Origin of the sequence: Trebonia kvetii, from assembly GCF_007827045.1 — a bacterium.
In the GTDB taxonomy this organism is placed as follows: Bacteria; Actinomycetota; Actinomycetes; order Streptosporangiales; family Streptosporangiaceae; genus Trebonia; species Trebonia kvetii.
In genome coordinates, this window is record NZ_RPFW01000006.1 from 397,309 (window position 1) to 418,966 (window position 21,658).

The 21,658-nt window shown below is 69.8% G+C and carries 27 protein-coding genes; 15 read left to right on the forward strand and 12 right to left on the reverse strand.

From position 1 onward, the window contains the following. The first annotated feature begins 80 nt into the window (after positions 1-80). Positions 81-1,172 (forward strand): DUF5937 family protein, encoded by a 1,092-nt coding sequence (locus EAS64_RS30470; RefSeq protein WP_145858637.1) that lies wholly within the window; start codon positions 81-83, stop codon positions 1,170-1,172. A gap of 9 nt (positions 1,173-1,181) precedes the next feature. Here EAS64_RS30470 and EAS64_RS30475 read toward each other — a convergent pair whose 3' ends face one another. Together EAS64_RS30475 and EAS64_RS30480 are read right to left on the reverse strand one after the other, a co-directional pair. Then, entirely contained in the window at positions 1,182-2,363 is a 1,182-nt protein-coding gene (locus EAS64_RS30475) for an RNA polymerase sigma factor (protein WP_145858638.1), read from the reverse strand. Beyond that, positions 2,353-2,697, reverse strand: coding sequence for a YciI family protein (locus EAS64_RS30480; RefSeq protein ID WP_145858640.1), 345 nt, complete (start codon positions 2,695-2,697; stop codon positions 2,353-2,355). Before EAS64_RS30480 ends, EAS64_RS30475 begins: the two co-directional genes overlap by 11 nt. Before the next feature lie 173 nt (positions 2,698-2,870). Here EAS64_RS30480 and EAS64_RS30485 point away from each other — a divergent pair, with 173 nt between their 5' ends. Beyond that, positions 2,871-3,407, forward strand: a complete 537-nt coding sequence (locus tag EAS64_RS30485) for an SRPBCC family protein (protein WP_145858641.1) — start codon at positions 2,871-2,873, stop codon at positions 3,405-3,407. A 41-nt stretch (positions 3,408-3,448) separates the two neighbouring features. After that, a complete protein-coding gene (locus EAS64_RS30490) occupies positions 3,449-3,628 on the forward strand; it encodes a hypothetical protein (RefSeq protein WP_145858643.1) in 180 nt (59 codons plus the stop codon). Here EAS64_RS30490 and EAS64_RS30495 read toward each other — a convergent pair. Then, complete coding sequence (locus tag EAS64_RS30495; protein WP_145858645.1) at positions 3,625-4,230, reverse strand: TetR/AcrR family transcriptional regulator; 606 nt, start codon at positions 4,228-4,230, stop codon at positions 3,625-3,627. The two genes, EAS64_RS30490 and EAS64_RS30495, sit on opposite strands and share 4 nt — an antisense overlap. A 134-nt stretch (positions 4,231-4,364) precedes the next feature. On the opposite strand from EAS64_RS30495, the gene EAS64_RS30500 reads away from it, so the two are divergent. Together EAS64_RS30500 and EAS64_RS30505 are read left to right on the forward strand one after the other, a co-directional pair. Continuing rightward, complete coding sequence (locus tag EAS64_RS30500) at positions 4,365-5,183, forward strand: alpha/beta fold hydrolase (RefSeq protein WP_145858646.1); 819 nt, start codon at positions 4,365-4,367, stop codon at positions 5,181-5,183. Further along, positions 5,180-5,686 carry a cupin domain-containing protein gene (locus EAS64_RS30505; protein ID WP_145858648.1) on the forward strand — a complete coding sequence of 169 codons (507 nt, stop codon included), beginning with the start codon at positions 5,180-5,182 and terminating at the stop codon, positions 5,684-5,686. Before EAS64_RS30500 ends, EAS64_RS30505 begins: the two co-directional genes overlap by 4 nt. A 15-nt stretch (positions 5,687-5,701) precedes the next feature. Here the strand turns inward: EAS64_RS30505 and EAS64_RS30510 are convergent, their stop codons facing one another. Further along, positions 5,702-6,682, reverse strand: coding sequence for a glycoside hydrolase family 64 protein (locus EAS64_RS30510; protein WP_145858650.1), 981 nt, complete (start codon positions 6,680-6,682; stop codon positions 5,702-5,704). A gap of 129 nt (positions 6,683-6,811) precedes the next feature. On the opposite strand from EAS64_RS30510, the gene EAS64_RS30515 reads away from it, so the two are divergent. From EAS64_RS30515 to EAS64_RS30545, 8 genes are all read left to right on the forward strand, one after another. Continuing rightward, entirely contained in the window at positions 6,812-7,045 is a 234-nt protein-coding gene (locus tag EAS64_RS30515) for a hypothetical protein (protein ID WP_145858651.1), read from the forward strand. Continuing rightward, positions 7,021-7,677, forward strand: coding sequence for a hypothetical protein (locus EAS64_RS30520; protein WP_145858653.1), 657 nt, complete (start codon positions 7,021-7,023; stop codon positions 7,675-7,677). The genes EAS64_RS30515 and EAS64_RS30520 overlap by 25 nt, the downstream gene beginning before the upstream one ends. Before the next feature lie 123 nt (positions 7,678-7,800). Further along, entirely contained in the window at positions 7,801-8,265 is a 465-nt protein-coding gene (locus EAS64_RS30525; RefSeq protein ID WP_098043157.1) for a hypothetical protein, read from the forward strand. 46 nt (positions 8,266-8,311) lie between these two features. Next, complete coding sequence (locus EAS64_RS46240; protein ID WP_246115924.1) at positions 8,312-8,941, forward strand: ABC transporter ATP-binding protein; 630 nt, start codon at positions 8,312-8,314, stop codon at positions 8,939-8,941. Further along, the gene (locus EAS64_RS30530) at positions 8,847-10,754 is read left to right on the forward strand and encodes an MMPL family transporter (protein WP_246115950.1); all 1,908 of its coding nucleotides are present in this window, start codon (positions 8,847-8,849) and stop codon (positions 10,752-10,754) included. Before EAS64_RS46240 ends, EAS64_RS30530 begins: the two co-directional genes overlap by 95 nt. A gap of 119 nt (positions 10,755-10,873) precedes the next feature. Continuing rightward, positions 10,874-11,218, forward strand: coding sequence for an RICIN domain-containing protein (locus EAS64_RS30535; protein ID WP_222849724.1), 345 nt, complete (start codon positions 10,874-10,876; stop codon positions 11,216-11,218). Positions 11,219-11,378: 160 nt separating this feature from the next. Continuing rightward, positions 11,379-11,798, forward strand: coding sequence for a YciI family protein (locus EAS64_RS30540; RefSeq protein ID WP_145858656.1), 420 nt, complete (start codon positions 11,379-11,381; stop codon positions 11,796-11,798). Between the two features lie 19 nt (positions 11,799-11,817). Next, on the forward strand, positions 11,818-13,119 hold the full coding sequence (locus tag EAS64_RS30545; protein ID WP_145858658.1) for an RNA polymerase sigma factor: 1,302 nt from the start codon (positions 11,818-11,820) through the stop codon (positions 13,117-13,119). Positions 13,120-13,402: 283 nt separating this feature from the next. Here EAS64_RS30545 and EAS64_RS30550 read toward each other — a convergent pair whose 3' ends face one another. From EAS64_RS30550 to EAS64_RS45165, 4 genes are all read right to left on the reverse strand, one after another. Further along, positions 13,403-13,891, reverse strand: a complete 489-nt coding sequence (locus EAS64_RS30550; RefSeq protein ID WP_145858660.1) for a YbaK/EbsC family protein — start codon at positions 13,889-13,891, stop codon at positions 13,403-13,405. Then, the gene (locus tag EAS64_RS30555; protein ID WP_145858662.1) at positions 13,881-14,441 is read right to left on the reverse strand and encodes a helix-turn-helix domain-containing protein; all 561 of its coding nucleotides are present in this window, start codon (positions 14,439-14,441) and stop codon (positions 13,881-13,883) included. The genes EAS64_RS30550 and EAS64_RS30555 overlap by 11 nt, the downstream gene beginning before the upstream one ends. Positions 14,442-14,616: 175 nt before the next feature. Beyond that, positions 14,617-15,129 carry an MFS transporter gene (locus EAS64_RS45160; RefSeq protein WP_222849725.1) on the reverse strand — a complete coding sequence of 171 codons (513 nt, stop codon included), beginning with the start codon at positions 15,127-15,129 and terminating at the stop codon, positions 14,617-14,619. After that, positions 15,123-16,040 (reverse strand): MFS transporter, encoded by a 918-nt coding sequence (locus EAS64_RS45165; RefSeq protein ID WP_222849726.1) that lies wholly within the window; start codon positions 16,038-16,040, stop codon positions 15,123-15,125. The genes EAS64_RS45160 and EAS64_RS45165 overlap by 7 nt, the downstream gene beginning before the upstream one ends. A gap of 142 nt (positions 16,041-16,182) precedes the next feature. Between EAS64_RS45165 and EAS64_RS30565 the strand changes: the two genes are divergently transcribed. Further along, complete coding sequence (locus EAS64_RS30565) at positions 16,183-17,190, forward strand: sigma-70 family RNA polymerase sigma factor (RefSeq protein WP_222849727.1); 1,008 nt, start codon at positions 16,183-16,185, stop codon at positions 17,188-17,190. 114 nt (positions 17,191-17,304) lie between these two features. Here EAS64_RS30565 and EAS64_RS30570 read toward each other — a convergent pair whose 3' ends face one another. From EAS64_RS30570 to EAS64_RS30580, 3 genes are all read right to left on the reverse strand, one after another. Further along, positions 17,305-18,537: an IS110 family RNA-guided transposase gene (locus EAS64_RS30570; RefSeq protein ID WP_145858664.1), complete on the reverse strand. Its 1,233-nt coding sequence runs from the start codon at positions 18,535-18,537 to the stop codon at positions 17,305-17,307. A 297-nt stretch (positions 18,538-18,834) separates the two neighbouring features. Beyond that, positions 18,835-19,674 (reverse strand): sulfurtransferase, encoded by an 840-nt coding sequence (locus EAS64_RS30575; RefSeq protein ID WP_145858665.1) that lies wholly within the window; start codon positions 19,672-19,674, stop codon positions 18,835-18,837. Between the two features lie 148 nt (positions 19,675-19,822). Further along, positions 19,823-20,572: an AfsR/SARP family transcriptional regulator gene (locus EAS64_RS30580; protein ID WP_145858667.1), complete on the reverse strand. Its 750-nt coding sequence runs from the start codon at positions 20,570-20,572 to the stop codon at positions 19,823-19,825. A gap of 63 nt (positions 20,573-20,635) precedes the next feature. Between EAS64_RS30580 and EAS64_RS43950 the strand changes: the two genes are divergently transcribed. Next, the gene (locus EAS64_RS43950) at positions 20,636-20,791 is read left to right on the forward strand and encodes a hypothetical protein (RefSeq protein WP_187366284.1); all 156 of its coding nucleotides are present in this window, start codon (positions 20,636-20,638) and stop codon (positions 20,789-20,791) included. Between the two features lie 7 nt (positions 20,792-20,798). Here the strand turns inward: EAS64_RS43950 and EAS64_RS30585 are convergent, their stop codons facing one another. After that, entirely contained in the window at positions 20,799-21,533 is a 735-nt protein-coding gene (locus tag EAS64_RS30585) for a TetR/AcrR family transcriptional regulator (RefSeq protein WP_145858669.1), read from the reverse strand. Positions 21,534-21,658: the final 125 nt, after the last annotated feature.

A 21,658-nucleotide genomic window follows, 5' to 3' on the forward strand; every position in this document is an offset into this window, starting at 1 on the left:
CGCGCAGGGCGGGAGTGCCTCCGGTTGACGGCCTCCGTCAACTGAGCGGGCCCGCATGCCGCACTAGTAATAATGGCGACATGACGCTGCGCATCGATATCAGCGGATTGCCGTCAGAACGGGTGTCGTTCGCCGCCTCCCCGCTGGCGGAGTTGACCGCGATGCTGCACGCCCTGGCCGCGATAGGACATCACCTGGAGCTAACCGCCTGGGTCGCGATCGTGCGCGCGGGTCTGCCGCAGGAGCTAGCGGAACGGCTTGAGGAGGCCGAGTTCCTCTGGCGATCCTCTCGCGCGGATTTCCTACTGCCCGCCCAGCCGCGCGAGACGCTGAAGGAGGAACTGGACGACGTCGATCGCATCCCGGACGAGGCCTACGTGACCTCCGCGCTTGTCACCTCCTGCGGCAGCAGCCGGGTCCATTTCGGCGCCTCGCCGCTCAGCGACGCGGCCGCCCGTGAGCGCGCGCTCGACCAGGCGAAGGCGCGCGGCGCGCGTCAGGAGGCATTCGCCGAGCGCCTGCTCGCCGATCCGCCGGCGGTGCGGGCGCGGGTGCGGGAAACGCTGGAACAGTGTGCGGCCGCGTTCTTCGATGCGGCATGGACAGCTACCGCCGCGCGGATCAAGACGGACCTGCGGATGAAGGCCGGCCTGCGGGACAGCCGGGGCCTCGGCGCCGCCCTCGCGGCCGTGTCAACGGCCGTCACGCTCGCCCCCGATGGCACCCGCATCGTCATCGACAAGCTCCAGGATGACACGGCGAGCGCAGGCCGGACCGGGGTGACCTTCATCCCGAGCGTCTTCGGCAGCCCGCATCTCGTGGCGGTCCGCGCACCTGGGTGGCGGCCTGTGGTCCAGTACCCGGTCCGCGCGCCGGCGAGGTTCGCCTCCACCGAGCCGGCCTCGCTTGAGGTGGTCGAAGGCAGGCTCAGCGCCCTCGCCCACCCGGTCCGGCTCCGGCTGGTGCGCACCCTCGCCCGCGGCCCGCATACCACCACTGAGCTGGCGCACGCCTGGAACCTGACGCCTCCTGAGGTCTCCCGCCACCTCGCGGTCTTGCAACGGGCCGGGCTGATTACCGGCGAGCGGCGCGGACGTTATGTGCACTACGCGGCGGACCTGCCCGCGCTGGCCGCGCTGGGCACGGATCTGGTGGCAACGGTGCTGCGATAGCTGCTGGGCCTACGTCTCGGCCAGCCGGTCTTGCAGGAAACGCCGTTCTGGCTCGGTCTGCGCCAGGTCGAGCGCGCGGCGGTACGCGGCGTCCGCCTCGCCGGGCCGGCCGGCCCGGCGCAGCAGGTCGGCACGGGTGGAGTGGAAGTACCGGTAGTGGTCGAGACCGAGGTGGTCGAGGATGGCCAGGCCCGCTTCTGGCCCGTCGGTCTCTGCCACGGCGATGGCACGGTTCATTTCGACGACCGGCGACCCCGTCTGCCTGGCGAGCGTTTCGTACAGGGCGGCGATCTGAGCCCAGTCGCGCGGCTGCTGCAGGTGCAGGTCCGCGATGGCCGCCTGGACCAGGTACGGTCCAGTGCGCTTCCCCGCCATGGCCCGCCGCAACAGCGCGCGGCCCTCGTCGATCAGTTGCGTGTCCCAGAGGTCGCGGTCTTGGTCGTCGAGGCGGACGAACTGCCCATCGCGCAGGCGGGCCGCTTTCCGTGCGTCATGCAGCAGCATCAGCGCAAGCAGTCCGAGGGCTTCCGGTTCGTCAGGCATTAGCCCGGCAAGCGCGCGGCCGAGCCGGATCGCCTCGGCGGCGAGGTCGACGCGGCCACCGCCCCAGCCCTCGTTGAAGATCAGGTAAACCACGGCGAGTACGGCCGCCAGCCGGTCGGGCAGCTGATCATCGGGCGGTACGGCGAACGGAATCTTCGCGTCGCGGATCTTGTGCTTGGCCCTGGCCAGTCGCTTGCTCATCGTCTCGAACGGGACGAGGAACGCCAGCGCGATCTCATCGGTGGCCAAGCCGCCGAGTGTGCGCAGGGTGAGCGCGACCTGCGCCTCGGGGGCCAGCGCGGGGTGACAGCAGGTGAAGATCAGCTCCAGTCGCTCGTCCGGGATGGTGGCGGTGTCATCCATGAGGGTCTCCGCTTCCTGCGGTGCGACATCGAGGTCGCGGGCGAGCAGCCTTGCCTTAGCCGCTAGCACCCGCTTGCGGCGAAGCTGGTCGATGGCGCGGTTGCGCGCGGTCGTGATCAGCCACCCGGTGGGATTGGACGGCTCACCGTCGCGCGGCCAGCGTTCGGCGGCGATCGCGAACGCCTCGGCGGCGGCGTCTTCCGCCAGTTCGATGTCACCGAGGCTGCCGACCAGCGTTGCCAGCACCCGGCCCCACTGGTCGCGGAAGACGGCGTCAAGCGCCACCGAAGCGTCCCTCGATAATGGGCCGCACCTCGATGATTGTGCCTGGCCTGGTCTGCTGGAGCAGTTCGCCGGCAATGGCGAGCGCTCCGTCGAGGTTGTCGGCCTCGATCAGGATGAGGCCGCCGAGGTACTCCTTGCTGTCGATGAACGGACCGTCGGTCAGCAGCGTCCGTCCCTCGTGGTTGCGTAGCGTCGTGGCCGACTCATCGGCGTACAGACGGGCCCAGCCGGTGACGGCCGCATGGTCGAGCAGCGCGGACAGGGGAGCGGGGATCGGGCGGGCTGCCCGGTCCGTGTCCTCGGGCGGCACATAGGCAAGCAACGCGTACTGCATGAGTCCTCCAGCCGGGAGACGATGCCGTCTTCGAGTATCAGACGAACGGCGTCGCCGGGGACGGACGCCAGGCACCGAGGAAATTATCCGCGTCGGTGGTGTCCGTCCGGCGCGTTGCCCTTCGTCACTGCTGCAGAACCGCCGAACGGAGGCGGCGCATTCGAGGAGGACCAATGACCGACGAATCCCTGCCAGACCGGAACGCCGCGCGGTTCGAACGCACCTACGACGCCCCGGTCGAGCTTATCTGGGAGCTGCTCACCACCGCCGCCGGCCTCGATGAGTGGTTTGCCCCCGACGGCTTCGAAACCCGGGTGAGCGAGCTCGAGCTCAGGCCTGGCGGTCAGCTGCGGTACACCATGACCGCGACAGGGCCGGAACAGGTCGCATTCATGCGCGATACCGGCAACCCGCTCTCGGTGGTGGTCCGTAAGACGTTCACCGACGTCAGACCGTCGACCCGCCTCGCCTACCGGTCACTGATCGACTTCGTGCCCGGCCACGAGCCGTATGAGCACCTCACGACCATCGACATCGAACCGGTCGGCGACCGCACGAACGTGGTGATGACCCTCGATCCGCTGCACGACGAAACCTGGACACAGCAGCACCGCGCCCATCGCGGCAACGAGCTCGACAAGCTCGCCACGGCGATAAGCCGACGAGCCTCGTTAGCCTCGGGAACGGCAAGCCAGTCAAGGCAACCTTGAGCCTGTCCGCACCGGCCTGGACTCCTGCGTGCGGTACGGCGGTGACCGCGTTGTCGGCGGGCTCGATGCTCAGTGGGTTCGCCTCCGTCGTCGCCGATGATCTCGCGCCGCACACCGCAACCTGGCAACTGGAGCACACCGCTACCTCGGCGGGCGCCACCCTCTCCTGTGCACAGCCGGCGATGCGATGCGGTGCGGGACGCGCGCTGCAGAGGGTCTAGCGGCTCATGCGGACGGCGGCGGCCGTGATCGTCCTGGCGGCGCCCACGGCGCTGGCGATCGCCTCGTCCGGTGAGAGTTCGTAGAGGTCGGTCAGGGTGAACAGCGCCTCGGCGCTGACCACAATGCCTAGTTCCCGCTTCAGCTGACGGAACGCCTCCGGGTCCTGCCGGCCCAGGGTGCTCTCCAGGGGAGCGAGCGCGTGATCGATGATGCCCAGGCGGTGGCCGGGCCTGAGGGCCGCCGACCCGGGTCGCACCACCGTGGCGGCGATCATCGCCCGGACGGCGCCCTGGTAGGCCTGGACATGGCGCAGCAGCCGCTCAGTGCCCACCGCGATCCGCCGCACGGGGTCGGTGCTGTTCTCGACGGGCGCGAGTGCCTCCGCCGGGCTCGGCCAGGTCCCATCGACGGCCTCTCGCAGCAGCGAGACCAGGTCGGGGAAATAGCGGTACGCCGTCGCCTCGGAAACCAGTGCCGCGCGGGCCACCGCGGGCATGGTGACTTCGGTGTTGCCGGTGATGAGGTCCCGTGCCGCGGCGACGATGGCGGCCCTGGTGCGCTGCTTCTGGTTCACCCGCCCGGCCGGGGCATCCGCTGTCATGCCTCCACTGTGCCGGGTTGGCCATATCAAATCAAGTCGACTCTCTTTATGAGAGTGGACTTGCATAAAGAGCGAAGTTGGCCTAGGTTCATTCGTGAGAGTTAGCTCTCATAAGCGTCGAATGGAGCCTTGTCATGAGCACTGCGCACCTCGTCGTCCCCGGCACCGGGCCGGTACCGGTGACCTACACCGACAGCGGCAGCGGACGCCCTGTCCTGCTGCTGCACGGCGGTGCCGGGCCCTTCTCGGTTGCCGGGTTCGCCGCGCTGCTCAGCGCGGCGGATTACCGTGTCATCGTCCCGGTGCACCCTGGCTTTGACGGCACGCCGCGGCCGGCCGGGCTGACGACAATGGCCGGGCTCGCGGCCGTCTACGCATCGCTGCTGCGCGAGCTTGGCCTGACCGGCGTCTGCGTCATCGGCAATTCGATAGGCGGCTGGATCGCCGCCGAACTGGCGCTGACAGCAAGCGGGATGCCCGGCAGCCCGGTCAGCTCGGTCGTCCTGGTCGACGCGGCCGGCTTGCGGGTCGACGGCGCGCCGGTTCCCGACTTCTTCTCGCTGACGCTGGATAAGGTCGCGGAGCTGAGTTACTTCAACCCGGACGCGTTCCGCATCGATCCGGCCGCGATGCCACCGGAGCGGGCGGCCACCATGACGGCCAACCGCGCCGCGCTGCTCGACTATGCGGGAACCGGGATGGCCGATCCTGGACTGCGAGACCGGCTGCCCGCGATCTCGGTGCCGGTCCTTGTCGTGTGGGGCGCGGCCGACAGGATGATCCCCGTCGAGCACGGCAAGGCCTATGCGGACGGCATCCCTGGCGCGCAGTTGCGGATGATCAGCGACGCCGGTCACCTGCCGCAACTCGAGACGCCAGCGGAACTGCTTGCCGCCGTGGGTGAGTTCACCGCGGTGACCTGGCAGCCGCGGCAGGGCGGACCCCGGTCATGACCCCGGTCTCGATCGTCGGGCCGGACGGCGGCGAAATAGCACTCCAGGGCCCGACTCGGCTGCGCATTCTCGAGGACGGCAGCACCACCGCGCACCGGCTCGGCATCGCCGAGATCACCATCGCGCCACACGTAGCCGGCCCGCCACAGCACCGGCACGGGCGCCACGACGAGGGCTTCTATGTCGTGGCGGGCACCGCTCGCTTCACCGTCGGCGAGGAAACGTACGAGGCGCCGGCCGGCACGCTGGTGATGATTCCGCCGGGGGCGCCGCACACCTTCGCTAACGAGAGCGACGAGCCCGTGGTCCTGCTCAACACGTTCACCCCCGATCTGTACGTGCAGTACTTCCGGGACCTGCGGGAGATGGTCGCGTCCGGGGCGGAGCCGACCGCGGGCCAGATCGCGGGCGTGATGGCGCGCTATGCCACCGAGCCGGCCACCACGTACTCGGCCGGCCCGGACACCCTCCCTGGCCTCGGCCCGCCGGAGGAACGGCGATAGCACGCGCCGCCGCGCCTACCAGCCGACGGCGACGACCATGTACTTGGGATGGGCGACCGAGATGTCCGAGGACTGGCTGGCGTCGTCGTCATAGGGGAAGCCGTACTGCTTGCCGCCAATCGCGTTCTTGTGCCAGAAGTCCGCGTAGTAGTTGGCCGGGCCCGTCTTGTAGAAGTTCGCGGGATTCTGCTGCCCGGCCTGCGAGAGCTTCGCGACGTGCCTGTTGAGTGCCGCGCACAGCGGCGGGTTCGCGGAGAGCGTGCCACCGCAGCCGAACACCTCGGCGGTGGTGTCACCCTTGGCGCCGTGCGCCGCCGCGTACGCGGTGAAGTAGCCGGCGTACTTTCCGCCAGGCCGGAACGAGGGATCGTTGCCTGGCGACGGGATGCCATACGGCGCGTTGATGGTGGCGAGCTCTTTGAACTGCCTCGGCACGAAGGCCTTGAAGCGGGCGAGGGTCTTCGCACGGCCTTCGGTGAACACGGTGTACGCGTCGCCGACCTCCTTGGCGGCGCCACTGTGGCTGTGCACCAGGAGAGCGAGCGGCAGGCCCCACCGGTCCACCCGCGTGGTGTCGACGTTGATGGAGCCAGACCCCACGGTGAACTCGATGAAGTCGAAGTACTTGCTGTTCTTCGACCCGAGATAGAGGTACAGGCGGCCGGCCGAGTTCGCGGGCATGTCGATGTAGGGCTGCTGTGCGATCGACTTCTCCGTGCCGTCGAAGCTCCAGAACACCTTGCTGTCCGGGTATCGACCGCCGGTCCTGTTGAGGATCTCGACCTCGAGAACCTTCTTGGCCGCCGGGATCTTGCCGGTATTTCCCCAGAACGAGGACGGCGGAGCGCCGGAGACCGCCGCGTTCGCTAGCGACGCCGCCGACGACGACCCGGCGGCTCCCGCCACTCCGGACACCGCGACCGCCGCGACAGCGATGGCGCCCGCGAGCCAGCGGGCAGGGAAACGCCCGGCGTGCGCGGATGAACGAGGCCTCATGCTGGCTCCTTGCCTGTTGTGTGTGCGCTCCCGTACCGGAGACGCGCCCCCGGGCGGCGGATAACGGAAACCGGGGCGGCCGCGGAAAACGGATTGTCACCTTAACCGGTTTTGTGATTTATATGATTTATGTTCAATATGGTGCGGGTGCGCGGCTGGAGCCAGACGCGCTGGAGCAGCTGGTGGTCGATCATCCGCATCGTTGCGCAGGCGGGACGGGCCGTCCCGGTCGCCGCGCTGCGGAACCTCGTCATCGGATTGCTGCCGCTCGGGTTCGTGGTGGCCACCAGCGTGGCCATCGAGCGGGTACCGGCGCTCGGCCGTTTGGCGCACGGCGCATGGGGGCCGTGCTCGCCGCGATGATCCTGGCCATCGTCATGCTCCTGCTGCAGAGCGCCCTGTCACCGTTCCAGGCCGCGTTCACCGAACTGATCAGCAGGCGCGTCGACGGCTACTGCACTAGGCGGCTGATGCTGTGCACCCTGGCCGAGGCGCCGGTTGCCCAGCTGGAACAGTCGGCGATGCTCGACAAGCTGAGCGATGCTCGCAGGGGCCTTGTCGAGTACTTCGTCACGCCCGGTGCGGCCGCCGCCGGCCTGATCACGCTGATCACGCTGATCGCGCGCTATGCGCAGTTGCTCGGCGCGGTGGTGATCGTCGGGATCGTGCTCGGTCCGCTGGCCGCGTTCCTGATCGCCGCGGCGGCGCTGGTGGCCCGGTTCGGCAACAGGGGGTCGCTGTCTCGCTGGTCGGTGGTCATCGAGCGGGTGTCGTCGGCGAGACGCAAGATGTTCTACGTCTTCGACACCGGCAGCGAGCTCGCCGCCGCCAAGGAAATCCGCGTGCTCGGCACGCTGCCCCGGTGGCGCGCGCGTGCCGAGCAGGAATCCGACGCCTACCTGCGGCCGATGTGGCGCGACAGGTCTCCACCGTGCGCCGTGCGCAACGGATCGTGGGCTCGAGCACGGCCGAATCATCGAGCAGGGCAGCCATGAGGAGCTGCTGGCGCTCGGCGGCCGCTATGCCGAGCTGTTCGAGCTGCAGGCGAGACGGTTCTCCGACGGTGACGAGGCGGAACAGGAAGACGGCGCCGACGAGGAACGGATGGAGGCGCGGTCATGAGGATCGTCAGGGCCGCACGGTACCTGTTCTCACTGGGTCTTGCGGTGGACCGCGGCCGGCTGCTGCGGGCCGTGGTGCTGATGTTCGCCGGCTACATCGCGGCGCCGCTCGCCGCGCTGGCACTGCGCAGCCTCACCGACAGCCTGCTCGGGCGGCAGGCGGGCGCAGCGCTGGTTTACGCGCTGCTCGCCGCGCTGCTGCTTGTCGCACAGCTGATGCTCAGTCACTTCGCGCACCTCGACTACTTCGAGGTCGCGGAGCTGCAGCAGAACCGGCTCCGCGGCGAGCCCATGTCCCTGGTGAACGGCCCGCCGGGCATCGACCACCTGGACCGGGCGGACTTCGCGGACAACACCGGCCTGGTCCGCGACGGCCTGTTCGGCTCGACGCGTGCGCTTGAGGCCGTGCTGCAGCTCGCCGGGCTGATACTGCAGACCGCTCTCCGCGGGGATCCTCATTGACCTCAACCCGTTCTTCGCCCTCCTTCCGCTGTGCGCGGTCGTGCCCGTGCTGCTTGAACGCGTGGCGCAAAGCGCCGTGGAATCGGCGCGGGAGCAGACCGCGGAACGGCTCCGGCTCAACAAGCACCTCATCGAGCTGGCGACAAGCATCGGCTCCGTGAAGGAGTTGCGCCTGCTCGGCGGCGAAGGCGTGCTGCTCGACAGGCAGCGGAGCACCTGGGACGAGGTGACCGCGGTGATGTGGCGCAGCCAGTTGAAGGCCGCCGTCTTCCGCGCGATCGGCCAGGGCCTCTTCGCGCTCGGCTACGGCGGCGCCATCGTGCTCGAGCTGGCCAGCGCCTTGAACCGGCATGCCTCGATCGGCGACCTGGTGCTCGTGATCACGCTCGCGGTTCAGGTGAGCGTGCAGGTCTCCGGCGCACTCGGGCTGCTTTCGCTGCTGCAGACCGCGGCCCGCACCGTCGAGCGCATCGAGGAGCTGCGGTCGATCGCCGCGAGCGCACTAGGTCGCGGGAGAACCGGCCGCCCGGCAGACGAGCGCGGCGGCCATCATCGTGTTCTCACGCGCGGACGGCGGGAAGCTGACCGCCGCCGACTCCGCGAAGGTCACGTCGATTACCAAGTCGCTCGACGCCAGGCACATCCCCGGCATCGTCAGCATTACGGCCGGGCCTGAGTCGGCGAACCACCTAGTGCGCAGCGCGATGGTCGCGATGCCCAACTCCGTGGTCAACGGCTCGGGAGCCGCGTCGGACAACGCGGTCAAGACGCTGCGGTCCGATCTCAAGACGATGATTCCCGGGACGCACCTGGAAGAGGGGGTGACAGGACAGGCGGCCCAGAGCCTCGACAGCGAGCAATCGGGCAACCGGGCCGATCAGATCGTGCTGCTCGCGACGCTCGCGCTGATCCTGATCCTGCTGCTGATCATCTTCCGCAGCCCCATCATCGCGCTGCTGCCGCTGATCGTCATCGCCCTTGTCTCCCAGGTCGCGAACGGCCTGATCGCCACCGTCAGCAAGGCGCTGCACCTCAACACGGACAGTTCGATCTCCACGATCCTCATCGTCGTGCTGTTCGGCATCGGGACCGACTACATCCTGTTCCTGATGTTCCGCTACCGGGAGCGGCTGCGCCGCGGCGAGGACCGCAATCAGGCCATGGTCAGCGCGGTCACCCGGGTCGGCGAGGTGATCTCCTCGGCGGCTGGCGTGGTCATCGTCGCATTCCTCGCGCTGGTGCTGTCCACCGTGAGCGTGCTGCGCTCGATGGGCCCGGCGCTGGCGATCGCCGTCGGCGTCACGCTGATCGCGGGCCTGACGCTGGTTCCCGCGGTGGTGTCGCTGCTCGGCACGAAGGTGTTCTGGCCGTCCAAGTCCTGGCAGCGGGAGCCGCGCGCGGCACGCTTCGGTGCCATCGGCAACGCGCTCGGCCGCCGGCCCGCCCTGTTCGCAGCCGTTTCCGGTCTGGTGCTCGTGGCGCTGGCGATCGGCGCGTTCGGATTCAAGCCGACGTTCGACCTGTCCTCGGCGGGCATCCCGGCAAGCGCCGAGTCGCAGCGGGCACTTGTCACCCTGGAGAAGGGCCTGCCGCCCGGCGCGACCGACCCGACCGACGTGCTGCTGCACTCGTCATCGGGTCCGCTGTCGGCGTCCGAGCTCTCGGGCTACGGCACCGCACTCAAAGCGCTGCACGGCGTCGGCTCGGTCGGGGCTCCGGTGCTCAGCGCGGACCACCGGACCGCCGACTACCCGGTGACGCTGAGCTATGACCCGGCGTCCACGCAGGCGGTCGGCGTGATGAAGAGCTCGGTCATGCCAGGCGCGCATGCGGCCGCGCCGCACGGCACGTACGCGCTTGTCGGCGGCACGACCGCCGTGTTCGCCGACATCCAGCGCGCGATCAACCACGACTACGCGGTAGTGTTCCCCGTCGCGGCGGTCATCATCTTGCTGATCTTGATGCTGCTGCTGCGCAGCGTGGTCGCGCCGTGGTACCTGCTGGCCTCGGTCGGCCTCGGCTTCGCCGCCACGCTCGGCGCCAGCGTGCTGGTGTTCCAGGTATTCCGGAACCAGCCGGGCCTGGTGTTCCTGCTTCCGGTCTACATGTACCTGTTTGTCGTGGCGATCGGCACCGACTACAACATCCTGATGATCGCGCGGCTGCGCGAGGAGGCGAGAGAGGGCCGCGATCCCCGGCAGGCCGCGGCGATGGCGCTGCGGCACACCGGCCCGGCGATCGGCGCTGCCGGGCTGATCCTGGCCGGCACGTTCGCATCGCTGATGCTCGCGGGCAACACGATCCTGTCCCAGCTCGGGTTCGCGGTGTCGTGCGGTATCGCGCTCGCCGCGTTCGTGATGGCGATGTTCTTCTCGCCGAGCCTCACCGCGCTGATCGGGCAGCGCGCCTGGTGGCCAGGGCACGCTGACCGGACGCCAGAGAAGACGCCGGAGGCAGGGCGAGAGCCAGCGTCCCGCGTGCTGCGCTGAGACGGCGCGCCTTCCAGTCCGCCGTCACCGGCTGGTGAGGTGCGCTAACCCCGGCCCCGGCCGACCGGACTGATTCCGGTCGGCCGGGGCCGGGCCTTATTGTGCCACCCCGTGGGGTCTTGACACGCACCAGCGCGGGCAACGGGCACTACATCATCATCATCACCAATGTCAGCAGCGGCACCGTCCTTGACTCGGTGAACTGCGGAATCTTCGACGGCACGCTGACCGACCTGTGGGCGTCCCTCGGCAACGCCTGCCAGGAATGGGACGTCAGCGCGATCGGCAGTCACTACACGATCAGCAATGTCGGCAACGGCCGTGCTCGACGCGCTCGACTGCGAGACGGCGAACGGCACCGTCGTCCGCCAGTGGGCACAGCTCGACAACACCTGCCAGCAGTGGGACCTGGCGTCCTGACGCCATTGCTGGTACGCCGCCAAATCGAGGTCAAAGTGAGCTAGTCATGACCCCTGGCCGCACTCCGCGGCCAGGGTGCAGCGCCCGTCCCCACTGATCCCCTCGCAAGGTTTCTGGCAGAGTGTCGATCTGCGGGATGTCCCGTTCGACCTAGGGGTGAGCGGGACTCAAGGCGGGTCCCAGATAGCCGAGGGAAGATGCGACATGAAGTACATGCTGATCATGCGGGCAACCGATGAGGCCTACGCGTCCATGGGGGAAGTCGACTTCAACGAGATGATCGCGACCGTCGGCAAGTTCAACGAGGAGCTCATCAATGCGGGCGTGCTCCTAGCGGCGGAGGGGCTAGCCGACGCCGCCGACGGCGTGGTCGTCGACTTCGCATCCGAGCCGCCCGTAGTCACCGACGGTCCCTACGGCGAGACCAAGGAGCTGTTCGGCGGGTTCTACGTCCTCAACGTCGCGTCGAGGGAGGAGGCCGTCGAGTGGGCGAAGAGGCAGCCGATCACGGGCCCCGGATTCAAGACGGAAATCCGCCGGGTCTCCACGATCGACGAGTTCCCGCAAGACAACGAGTGGATCAAGAAGGAGCGGCCGTGGCGCGAGGCTACCGGCCAGCTGTGAGCCAGCGAGGCAGCTGACGATGGCCGACCACGGCGGACGGGAATCGGTCGCCGCGGTGTGGCGGATCGAGTCTGCGCGGATCGTCGGTGCGCTCGCCCGGTACACCGGAGACTTCGCCCTTGCCGAGGATCTCGCCCAGGAGGCGTTCGCCGAGGCACTCGTGACCTGGCCACGCGATGGCGTGCCAGGCAATCCCGCCGGGTGGCTGCTCACCGTCGGCCGCCGACGCGCGATCGACGCGTTCCGGCGTCGCTCCGCGCTCGACGAAAGGTACGCCGCCCTCGCCCGTGACCTGGGCGAGGGCGGCATCACCGCGGGGAGGCCGCCCGGCGGCGATGCCAGCGTTGGCGATAGCGCGGACGTGCTGTGGGATCCGGATCAGATCGACGATGACGTGCTTGCGCTGGTGTTCATCTCCTGCCACCCGCTGCTGTCGAGGGAGGCCCGGGTGGCGCTCACGCTGCGGGTCATCGGCGGCCTGACGAGCGACGAGATCGCCAGGGCGTTTCTCGTCCCCGCCGCGACCGTGCAGGCTCGGATCACCCGGGCGAAGAAGGCCCTGGCGGCGGCCCGTGTCCCGTTCGGCGTGCCGCCCGCGGCCGAGCGGGCGCAACGGCTGGGCTCGGTGCTCAGCGTGATCTACCTGATCTTCACCGAGGGGTCGTCGGCTAGCTTCGGCGGGGACCTGATCCGCTTCGACCTCGCGGCGGAGGCGCAGCGTCTCGCCCGCGTTCTCGCGCGACTCATGCCGGACGAGTCCGAGGTGCACGGCCTGCTCGCGCTGCTCGAGCTGACCGCGGCCCGATTTCCGGCCCGCACCGGCACGGACGGCGAGCCGGTCCTGCTTGAGCAGCAGGACCGGGCTCGCTGGGATCACGCCGCGATCCGCCGTGGACGGGCCGCGCTCGCCCGCGCGCAGCAGACAGGCCACGGCCTTGGCGCGTACGGCCTGCAGGCGGCGATCGCGGAATGCCATGCCGTCGCCCCGTCGGTCGGTGCGACCGACTGGCAGCGCGTCGTGATCCTGTACGAGGCGCTCGGCATGCTCGCCCCGTCACCGGTGGTCGAACTCAACCGCGCGGTGGCGGTCGCAATGGCCCGCGGACCGGCGGAGGGGTTGCTCATCGTGGACCAGTTGGTCGCCGACGGCGCGCTTTCCGGATCGCACCTGCTGCCGAGCGTTCGCGGAGAACTGCTCGCCCGCCTCGACCGGGGTAACGAGGCGCAGGCCGAACTGGAACGCGCCGCCGCACTGTGCGGCAACGAACGGGAGCGCACAGTCCTGCGCCGGAAGATCGCCGAGATCGCGAAGACGGCATAATTCCCTGACCGTCGGCCGAGGTGCCAGCCGTGCCAGCGGGGAGCGTCCGCGGGTACCTGGCCCGTGGGCGTGGCGATACGAGAAAACGTTGCGCTGGTCATGCTGGACATCCTTCTTGTGGTCTCGCTGCGGAAAGACCGGCGCACGTCAAGGCTCCCACGTCGGGGAGCCGGTCTGGTTAGGCCCCGCCGTGGCAGCGAAGAAGAAGGAGTCCGAATGCGAGCGTGGGGAAGAACCCAGCACTCTCTCTCTATCGGACCGGAACGCGATATCGTGCCGCTCGCTAGTCGGCGGCAACGCGGATGATCGAGCCGCCGGTCAGCGTGACCAGGTCATCGAGGGTCAGCGGCATCACCGTGTGCGGAGTTCCCGCCGCCGCCCAGAGGGTCGCGTAGTCGCGCAGCGCCTCGTCGATCACGGTGCGCACGCGCGCCGGGTGCCCGACCGGCGCGACGCCGCCGATGGCCTGCCCGGTGATGTCCCGCACCTGCTTGGCGCTGGCCATCGACACCTCATCGGCGCCTGCCTCCTTGGCGAGCACGCCGGTGTCCACCCGGTGCCTGCCGCTCGTCATGACGAGCAGCGGTTCGCCGTCCGCGAGAAACACCAGGCTGCTCGCGATGGCGCCGACCTCGCAGCCGAGCGCCGCCGCAGCCTCGGCGGCGGTGCGAGCCGAGTCAGGGAGCACGCGCACCTGGGCCGTCACTCCGGCGTCGCTGAGGTGCTGCCGCACGATCTGGCTGCGGGCCGGCAACTGCCGGTCATCGGTCATCGGTCATCGTCCCTTCACTGGTTGCCTGACTTGGGTAGTGCATGAGCAGGACCACGTCGGCGGGGGCGCCGAGAGCGGCGAACTGGTGCGGCACGTCGCCGCGGTAGCGCAGGCTCTCACCCTCGGCCAGTTCCCGCTCCGCGCCGGCGCAGCCGGCGCGGACCCGGCCGCGGACCACGGTCACGGTCTCGAGCACGCCAGGCGCGTGCGCGGCCGACTCCTGCCTCCGCTCGGTGAGCGCGGCGCGGTACACCTCGACCAGGTACCGCTCCATCGGCCACCTGCCAAGCAGCGTGGCCGTGACCGAGTCGCCCTCGACCTGCGCCCCCGCGGCGGCGGCGCCGTCGGGCATCAGCGCGCCGAGCGGCGCGCCAAGCGCGGTCGTCAGCGCGAAGAGCGTGTCGAGCCGCGCGCCGCGCCGATCGTTCTCCAGCTCCGAGATCGTGCCCTTGCCGACGCCGCTGCGCCGCGACAGCTCAGAGAGGGAACAGTCGCGCTCGGCGCGCAACCGCCGCAGCCTCGTCCCCAGCGTCTCGCCCGCGGCCATCATTCACCACCGTTCTGTTAACAGAACGATGTTACACCAATAGCGTCCGCGAACTCGTCATGGGGATCGTAAGGAGGGTTGGGTACCTCCTAACGATCCACCATGAGCCGTCGGCAGGACGCGGGCCTGTGATCGTGAGAAGCGAGGCTGCCGGGCGCGGGGGGCGCGGCGGGCGGGGTCAGGCGGAGCCACGAACCCGTTCGGTGCTGTCCTGGTGGTGGAAGCCGACGGGCTCGGCATCGGTGACCTGCTGCGGCCTGGCAGGCGTGATGGCGAGCGCGCCGAGCGCGGCGAGCAGCGCGAAACCGGCGCAGGCGGCGATCGCCGGCCGGAAGCCGTCAGTGACGCTCACCGGGGTGCCGAGGTGCCCGTATGCGGCGAACACGGCGCTGGCGACCGCGATCGCGAAGACGGCGCCGAACCGCTGCATCATGTAGTTGATCCCGGACGCCTTGCCGAGCTCGTGCGGCGCGACGGCGTTCAGCACGGCTGTCGGCACGGTCGGCAGCGCCATCGAGACCCCGACGCCGGCGATCAGCAGTGCGACATCGAGCTCGGTCCAGCTGGTGGCGAGCGATCCCCTGACGGCGACCCAGACGAATCCCGCGCCCTGCAGGAAGAGCCCGGTCACCATGACCGGCCGCCGGCCGATGCGGTCGGAGGCGGCGCCCGCGATCGGCGAGATCAGCATCGGCATAGCGAAGGGGCGAACTGGAACTCCTGGGTGACGAGAAAGCCCGCGGCGAAGATCGCGCCAGACATCAGGAAGGTGGCGGCATTGCCGATCGCGAAGGCGCGGCTGCGGAACAGGCGCAGCGGGATCATCGGCTCGCTCACCTGCTGTTCCCAGGCGGCGAATGCGGCGAGCAGGACGACGCCGCCTGCCAGGCAGCCGATGATCTCGGCGCTCGCCCAGCCCGCCTGGTTAGCGCGCACCAGGGCCCACACGATGGCGACGACGCCGCCGGTGAGCAGCGTGACGCCGCCCGGGTCGAGCCGCCCAGTCGCGCCGCGGCTCTCCGGGAGCAGCCGCATCGCGAGCGGCAGTGCGGCGGCACCGATCGGCACGTTGATCCAGAAGATCCAGTGCCAGTCGATCCCCTGGGTGACCGCGCCGCCGATGATCGGGCCCATCGCGACCGCGAGGCCGGCCAGCCCGCCGTAGATGCCGACGATCATGCCGCGGCGTTCCGCGGGGAAGGCAGAGGTGAGGATGGTGAGGCTGAGCGGCAGCACGATCGCGCCGCCAAGCCCCTGCAAGGTGCGGGCGGCGATAAGCGCGTTGACGTTCGGCGCGAGCGCGCAGACCGCCGACGCGACGGTGAACACGACGAGGCCGAAATTGAAGACCCGGCGGCGGCCGAAGCGGTCGCCCGCCGCGGCCGCGGTGATGATGCCTGCCGCGAACGCGATGTTGTAGGCAGTCAGCGTCCACTGCAGCGACGCAAGGCCGACGTGCAGGTCGCGCTGCATGCGCGGCAGCGCGGTGATGACCACCACCGAGTCCAGCACGACCATGAAGTAGGCGGTCGAGGTCAGGCCGAGCACCCAGCCTAGGCCCGGCCCGGCGGCGCGCGCGATATCCGGATTGCCTGCGGTCATGGTTCTGGTCCCTCCAAGTCGGCGACATGCGGCTTGTTTGTGCTGCTACTCATGGAGACACCGGCACGCGGCGAGAGTTGGCGCGCCCAGTTCGCGCACGGGACGGTGTCAGTACCTGAAGGAGCCGCAGAGAGGGGATCTGGTGAGCACGGAGCTGATGGAACGGGCCAGGGCCGGCGACGAGCAGGCGTTCGGCGAACTCGTCGGCCCGCACCGGCGCGAGCTGCAGGTGCACTGCTACCGGATACTCGGCTCGGCCCTCGACGCGGAGGACGCGCTCCAGGAGACCCTGCTCGCGGCCTGGCAGGGGCTTGCCGGGTTCGAGGGCCGGTCCTCGCTGCGGGTCTGGCTGTTCCAGATCGCAACGAGGCGCTGCCTGAACGCGCTGCGCTCGGCGAGCAGGCGGCCGGCGGTCGCCTGGCCGCCGCCGGGCGTGGTCGGGCTGCCAGAGCCAACAAGGATCGATGAGGTGACCTGGCTTGAGCCGTACCCGGACGTGCTGCTTGCGGGACTCGCCGACGCCGCGCCAGGCCCCGAGGCACGGTACGAGGCCAGGGAAGCGATCTCGGTGGCCTTCGTCACCGCCCTGCAGCTGCTGCCCCCACGGCAGCGCGCCGTGCTGATCCTGCGCGACGTGCTCGGCTTCCGCGCGAGCGAGGCCGCGGGGATACTCGACTGCACCGAGGAGTCGGTGACAAGCGCGCTCAAGCGGGCCAGGGCCGCGCTGCGTTTTCAGCATGCGTCCGCCGCCGGACCGCCACCGCCAGGTTCGGCGCAGGAGCGGGATCTCGTGCAGCGGTTCACGCAGGCCTACGAGGCGGGCGACGTGGACCGGGTCGTCGCCCTGCTCACCGAGGACGCCTGGCTGATCATGCCGCCGGTGCCGCTGCGGTACCAGGGACGCGAGGTGGCCGCACGGTTCATGGCGGCGACCGCGTTCCGGCCGGGTCGCTCGGCTCGCCTGGTGCCGACAAGGGCCAACGGCCAGCCCGCTTTTGGCCTCTACGTCCGCGACCCGCAGTCGGGGGTCGCGCGGGCCAACGGGCTTATCGTGCTCGCCCTGGCCGGCGGCCAGGTCAGCGTCTTGACCGGATTCCTAGACAACAGCACGCTGCCGCTGTTCGGGCTGCCGCGGACGCTGCCCGACTGAAAGCGCGCCGGACACGACCGGGCCGCCAGGGGGCTGCAAGCTTCCCCTGGCGGCCGGCCGCCCTCGTTGCGGATGGCCACGGGCGACGGGTTAGACATCCCAAGGGCTTAGATGTCAAGCTGCGAGGGGTTCGGTGTTTGCGGCGCCTGGCCAGGCGGTTGCCTCGTCGTAGCGGGTACCGGTCTTCAGGCAGCCGTGCAGGATGCCGACGAGGCGGTTGCTGAGCTGGCGGAGTGCGGAGTTGTAGCCGAGGCCGCGGGCGCGCTGCTTGTCGTAGTAGGCGCGGGCTCCTGGTGATGCGCTCAGCGCGGAGAGGGCCTGGGACTGCAGGGCGTCGGCTAGCCGGTCGTTGCGGATGAACCGTGCCAGGACGACCTTGCTGCGCCCGGATGCGCGGGTGATGGGGCTGGAGCCGGCGTAGTTCTTGCGGGCCTTGGCGGAGGCGTAGCGGCCGGGCGCGTCCCCGAACTCGGCGAGCACCCGGGAGCCGTTGACGGTACCGATGCCGGGCTGGGACAGGTAGACCTCAGCGTCCGGGTGCTGCAGAAAATGTGCCTCCACCTGGGCTTCCAGCTGCGCGATCTGCTCGTTGAGCACGGTCAGGACGGCGACGGCGGCCTGCACGGCCGCGGCGTAGGCGGCGGTGACCTGGGCGGGCTGGGCCGGCTGCGGGACGCGCAGCGCGTCCTTGATCGCGGCGGCCCTGGCGGGCACGTCGCGGCGGCGGGCCCGTCTCAGCGCGGCGCTGACCTGAGCGAGAGTCAGCTTCGCCGCGGCCGCCGGATCAGGGGCCCGGGCCAGCAGCTCCAGGGTGTCAGCGCCGGTCAGGCCCAGGCCGGCGAAGGCCGCCAGCGCGGCGGGGAAGAACTCCAGCAGCGCCGAGCGCAGCCGCAGGGTATGCCGGGTGCGTTCCCAGATCAGCGTCTGGTGCGCCCGGGCGACCACCTTGATCGCCTGCCCGGCGGCGGTGTCGGCAGCCACGGCACGCAGCTGGTGCCGCTCAGTGCGCACCATGTCGGCCAGGGCGTGCGCGTCGGCGGCATCGCTCTTGGCCCCGGACAGGTTGTAGCGTTCCTTGAACCGCGCGACCTGCTTGGGGTTGAGCCCGTACACCTGGTAGCCGGCCGCGGTCAGTGCCTGCACCCACAGTCCCCGGTCGGTCTCGATCGCCACGACCACCTCGCCGGGATCGCCGTCCTGGCCCAGGTGCGCGGCGATCAGCTCATGCAGCCGGGCGATCCCGGCCGCGCCTTCCGGCAGCCGCCGGGCGGCCAGCTTGCGGCCCGTCTCGTCCTGGATCTCCACATCGTGGTGATCCTCGGCCCAGTCATCCCCGACGAACAGCAACGTCTCAGTTCTCCTCGCATCACGACCACGAAACGACCGGCCACGGCAGCCTGCGGGAGAACGGCTCGCACCCTAATGGATCAGTGCTCACGCCGCGAGCGGCGGGCACGACAGCCCAACAGCGGTCATGTCTCCCGGACTCACTGGCAGGGGCACGGTCTAACCCTAGGACTCACGTGCTCCTGGGGGTGTGCAGTGCTCACCCGCCAGCGGCTGCCGGACCGAGTCTGCACCCCTGCGAACTCCCGCTCCTCACGGGGCTGGTGTTCTACGCGGGACTGACCCGGCTAACTCCCATTAGGGGTGCTGGACTGGGACGCCCGGGGTGCGGCCCCACTCCGCCCATGACCCGTCGTAGACCCGCACGTTGTCCCTGCCGAGCAGCTGGGTGAGCGCGAACCAGGCGGTCGCGGCCCGGCCGCCAATCGTGCAGTAGGTGATGAGCTCGTCGTCGCCGTCGAGGTCGACCGCGGAAAAGACGCGGTGCAGTTCGGCGGCGGTGCGGAACGAGCCGTCGGGGTTGCACAGGCCGTCGACGGGCTGGTGGACGGCCGACGGCACGTGGCCCGCCCGGCCGTCGGGGTCCATGCCGCCGGATGGCCAGAAGCGCTCCCCCTGGTATTCGGCCGCGGACCGGACGTCGAGCAGCGTGGTGCCCGGCCGGCCGATGGCCTCGCGCACGCCAGCGAGGTCCGCCCGGATGCGCGGGTCCTGCTTGCCGAGGCAGAAGGTGCCCGCGGCTGGGTCGCTCGCGACGCTGCTCCTCGGCAGGCCCCCGGCCTGCCATGTGTCCCGTGAGCAGTCCAGGATGCGCACGTCCCGGTGCCCGTAGAGCCGCATCAGCCAGAAGCCGACGGCGGGCGCGTACCCGTAGAACACCACCGTGGAGTCCGGGCCGATCCCGGAGCGCGCGACAAGTGCCTGGAACTCCGCGGTGCTCCTGCTGCGGTACTGCTCGTCCTTCAGGTCGGTGTAGACGTTCCACAGCGTGGCGCCATTGATGTGCCAGTCGTTGTAGGCCGCCGCGCTGACGTCGACCTCGATGACCCGCACTTGCGGATCGTCCAGCCGGGCAGCGAGCCATCGCTGGTCGACGAGCACCTGCCCGGTTGCGCTGGTGTCATATGCGGTCTTCATGAGAACCTCCCCGCGATCGGATGTCTTGGGGCTGTTCTACGGCGGTGGCATTGTCGCGACGTTGCGCTGACGTTGGCGAAACCTTGGCGGCGGGCGGCGAAACCCTGGTGGCAGGCGGCGAAGCCTGGACGCGTCGGGGCGAGCGGGCTCAGGTCGTGGCGAGCAGCTGTTCGTAAAGCTCGCGGGTGGCCGGGCTCGGCGATACCCCGAGCTGATCGCGCAGGCATTCGCTGAGGTGACCGTAGACCTCGAGCGCCTCGGCGAGATTGTCCTGCGCCGCGAGCGCCCGCATCAGGTAGCGGTAGCCGCTCTCCCGCAGCGGCGCCAGCCGGGTGAGCTGACGGCCGGCCCGGATCGCGCTGGCGATCTCGGTACCGCCGAGGCCGATCCCGCTGGCCGCGTAGCACTCGAGCGCCCGCAGCCGGAATTCGGTGAGCTGGTTCCTGATCTCGCCGATCCACGGGGCGTCCTCGCCGGGCAGGATGTCCCGCTCCGACACGAAAAGGGCGGTAAGCGCGGGACCCCAGGCTCGCGCCCAGTCCTGCTGCGCCACCGCGGATTCCGCCCGGTGCACCGCGTCGAATGCGGCCTCCAGGTCGACCCAGGCGTCCGGCAGGCACAGCCGGAGCGTGGAGCGCCCCTCCACGGTGCCAGGACCGAAGACCTTGCGCAGCTTGGAAAGCAGCGGATTGAGGCGGGCGTCGACCGCGTCGGGGTCCGGCTCAAGCCACAGGGCCTCGGCCATTTCGTCACGCGGAACCAGCCGGTGACGGTTGACCACGAGATACGTGAAGAGGAGCCGCCCCTGGCGGCCTGGCAGCAGCGCGTCGAGACGCTGGCCGTCGCGCTCAACGACAAGCGCCCCGCAGATCTCGATGCGCACGGACCCCAAGGTCACGCCAACATCGTTTCACTAAGCTTGCAGTACATCCACCAGTAGCTGCCCCGATGGAGGTGCGCGGTGAAGCTGATCCGATGCGAGTGCGGCTACGTCGCACGAGGAGAAAACAACGACCAGGTCCTGGGTGAGATCCGCGGCCACATGGCCACCGATCACCCCGCCGTCCTTGCGTCGGTCACCCAGCAGGACCTAATCGGCTGGATCGTGACCGAATAGCGCGCCGCTAGCGCCCCGAGCAGGTCAGTGCCGCGCCCTGCTCAGCCCCGCTCGCCGCGTCCCACGGGCGGGCGGCCATGACCGCCAGGTGCAGGTTGACCAGGGTGTCCTCGAGTTGCGGTAGCTCCTCCGTCCGGCCGGCGCCTACCCGTGACCTGACCAGCTCGGCCGTCGCGCCCGACAGCGCCTGGTAGGCCTCGTCGGGAACCTCGGGCCAGTCGGGGTGGCGCATGCGGGCCCGGCTGTGCCACTTCGCGTTGACTTCGGCGAAGCGCATGCCGGCCGCCTGGAATCGCTCGACCGCGTGCTGCCCGGCCGCTGGCATGTCGATGTAGAAGACCCGGGCGAAGGCCGGCTCATCGGCGAGGAAACGCAGGAACGCCCGGCATCCCGCGCGCAGCGCCTCCTCGTCGTCCGCGTCGTCGGGCACCGCCGCCGCTGCCTCGACCACGCGGGAGCGCAGGAGTTGCCCGCCCAAGCTCGTCGCGGCGAGGAAGCATTCCTCCCTGCCGCGGAAGTGAAGGTAAAAGGCCGCGCGGGAGACCCGCGCCCGCCGCACGATGTCGGCCACCGTCACCGACGCGTATCCCTTTTGCGCCACGGCGGCAACCGTGGCACGCAGCAGCCTGTCCCGCTGCGATGCCTGCACGTCCGGTTCGGGAAGCCGGCTCCGTCCCCGCGGCAGGCCGGGCTTTCCCGTGTGCGTTCCGGCAAGACTGCCCTCTTGCTTGGCGTCGAGCATGAGCCTAGAGTAACTGGAAAATTCCTAAAGTACCCCCCCGTACTTTAGGCCCTGCGCGCGATCAACGCTGACGTGGCGCGGAAAGGGGTCGGAAGAATGACAGCTACCGTCGACGGTACTGCCGC

Bases quoted from the DNA above. Each gene is read 5' to 3' on its own strand.
- EAS64_RS30470 (WP_145858637.1), top strand. From the start codon at position 81: ATGACGCTGCGCATCGATATCAGCGGATTGCCGTCAGAACGGGTGTCG.
- EAS64_RS30480 (WP_145858640.1), bottom strand. From the start codon at position 2,697: ATGCAGTACGCGTTGCTTGCCTATGTGCCGCCCGAGGACACGGACCGG.
- EAS64_RS30485 (WP_145858641.1), top strand. From the start codon at position 2,871: ATGACCGACGAATCCCTGCCAGACCGGAACGCCGCGCGGTTCGAACGC.
- EAS64_RS30495 (WP_145858645.1), bottom strand. From the start codon at position 4,230: ATGACAGCGGATGCCCCGGCCGGGCGGGTGAACCAGAAGCAGCGCACC.
- EAS64_RS30500 (WP_145858646.1), top strand. From the start codon at position 4,365: ATGAGCACTGCGCACCTCGTCGTCCCCGGCACCGGGCCGGTACCGGTG.
- EAS64_RS30505 (WP_145858648.1), top strand. From the start codon at position 5,180: ATGACCCCGGTCTCGATCGTCGGGCCGGACGGCGGCGAAATAGCACTC.
- EAS64_RS30510 (WP_145858650.1), bottom strand. From the start codon at position 6,682: ATGAGGCCTCGTTCATCCGCGCACGCCGGGCGTTTCCCTGCCCGCTGG.
- EAS64_RS30515 (WP_145858651.1), top strand. From the start codon at position 6,812: ATGTTCAATATGGTGCGGGTGCGCGGCTGGAGCCAGACGCGCTGGAGC.
- EAS64_RS30520 (WP_145858653.1), top strand. From the start codon at position 7,021: ATGGGGGCCGTGCTCGCCGCGATGATCCTGGCCATCGTCATGCTCCTG.
- EAS64_RS30525 (WP_098043157.1), top strand. From the start codon at position 7,801: ATGAGGATCGTCAGGGCCGCACGGTACCTGTTCTCACTGGGTCTTGCG.
- EAS64_RS30540 (WP_145858656.1), top strand. From the start codon at position 11,379: ATGAAGTACATGCTGATCATGCGGGCAACCGATGAGGCCTACGCGTCC.
- EAS64_RS30545 (WP_145858658.1), top strand. From the start codon at position 11,818: ATGGCCGACCACGGCGGACGGGAATCGGTCGCCGCGGTGTGGCGGATC.
- EAS64_RS30550 (WP_145858660.1), bottom strand. From the start codon at position 13,891: ATGACCGATGACCGGCAGTTGCCGGCCCGCAGCCAGATCGTGCGGCAG.
- EAS64_RS30555 (WP_145858662.1), bottom strand. From the start codon at position 14,441: ATGATGGCCGCGGGCGAGACGCTGGGGACGAGGCTGCGGCGGTTGCGC.
- EAS64_RS45160 (WP_222849725.1), bottom strand. From the start codon at position 15,129: ATGCTGATCTCGCCGATCGCGGGCGCCGCCTCCGACCGCATCGGCCGG.
- EAS64_RS45165 (WP_222849726.1), bottom strand. From the start codon at position 16,040: ATGACCGCAGGCAATCCGGATATCGCGCGCGCCGCCGGGCCGGGCCTA.
- EAS64_RS30575 (WP_145858665.1), bottom strand. From the start codon at position 19,674: ATGAAGACCGCATATGACACCAGCGCAACCGGGCAGGTGCTCGTCGAC.
- EAS64_RS30585 (WP_145858669.1), bottom strand. From the start codon at position 21,533: ATGCTCGACGCCAAGCAAGAGGGCAGTCTTGCCGGAACGCACACGGGA.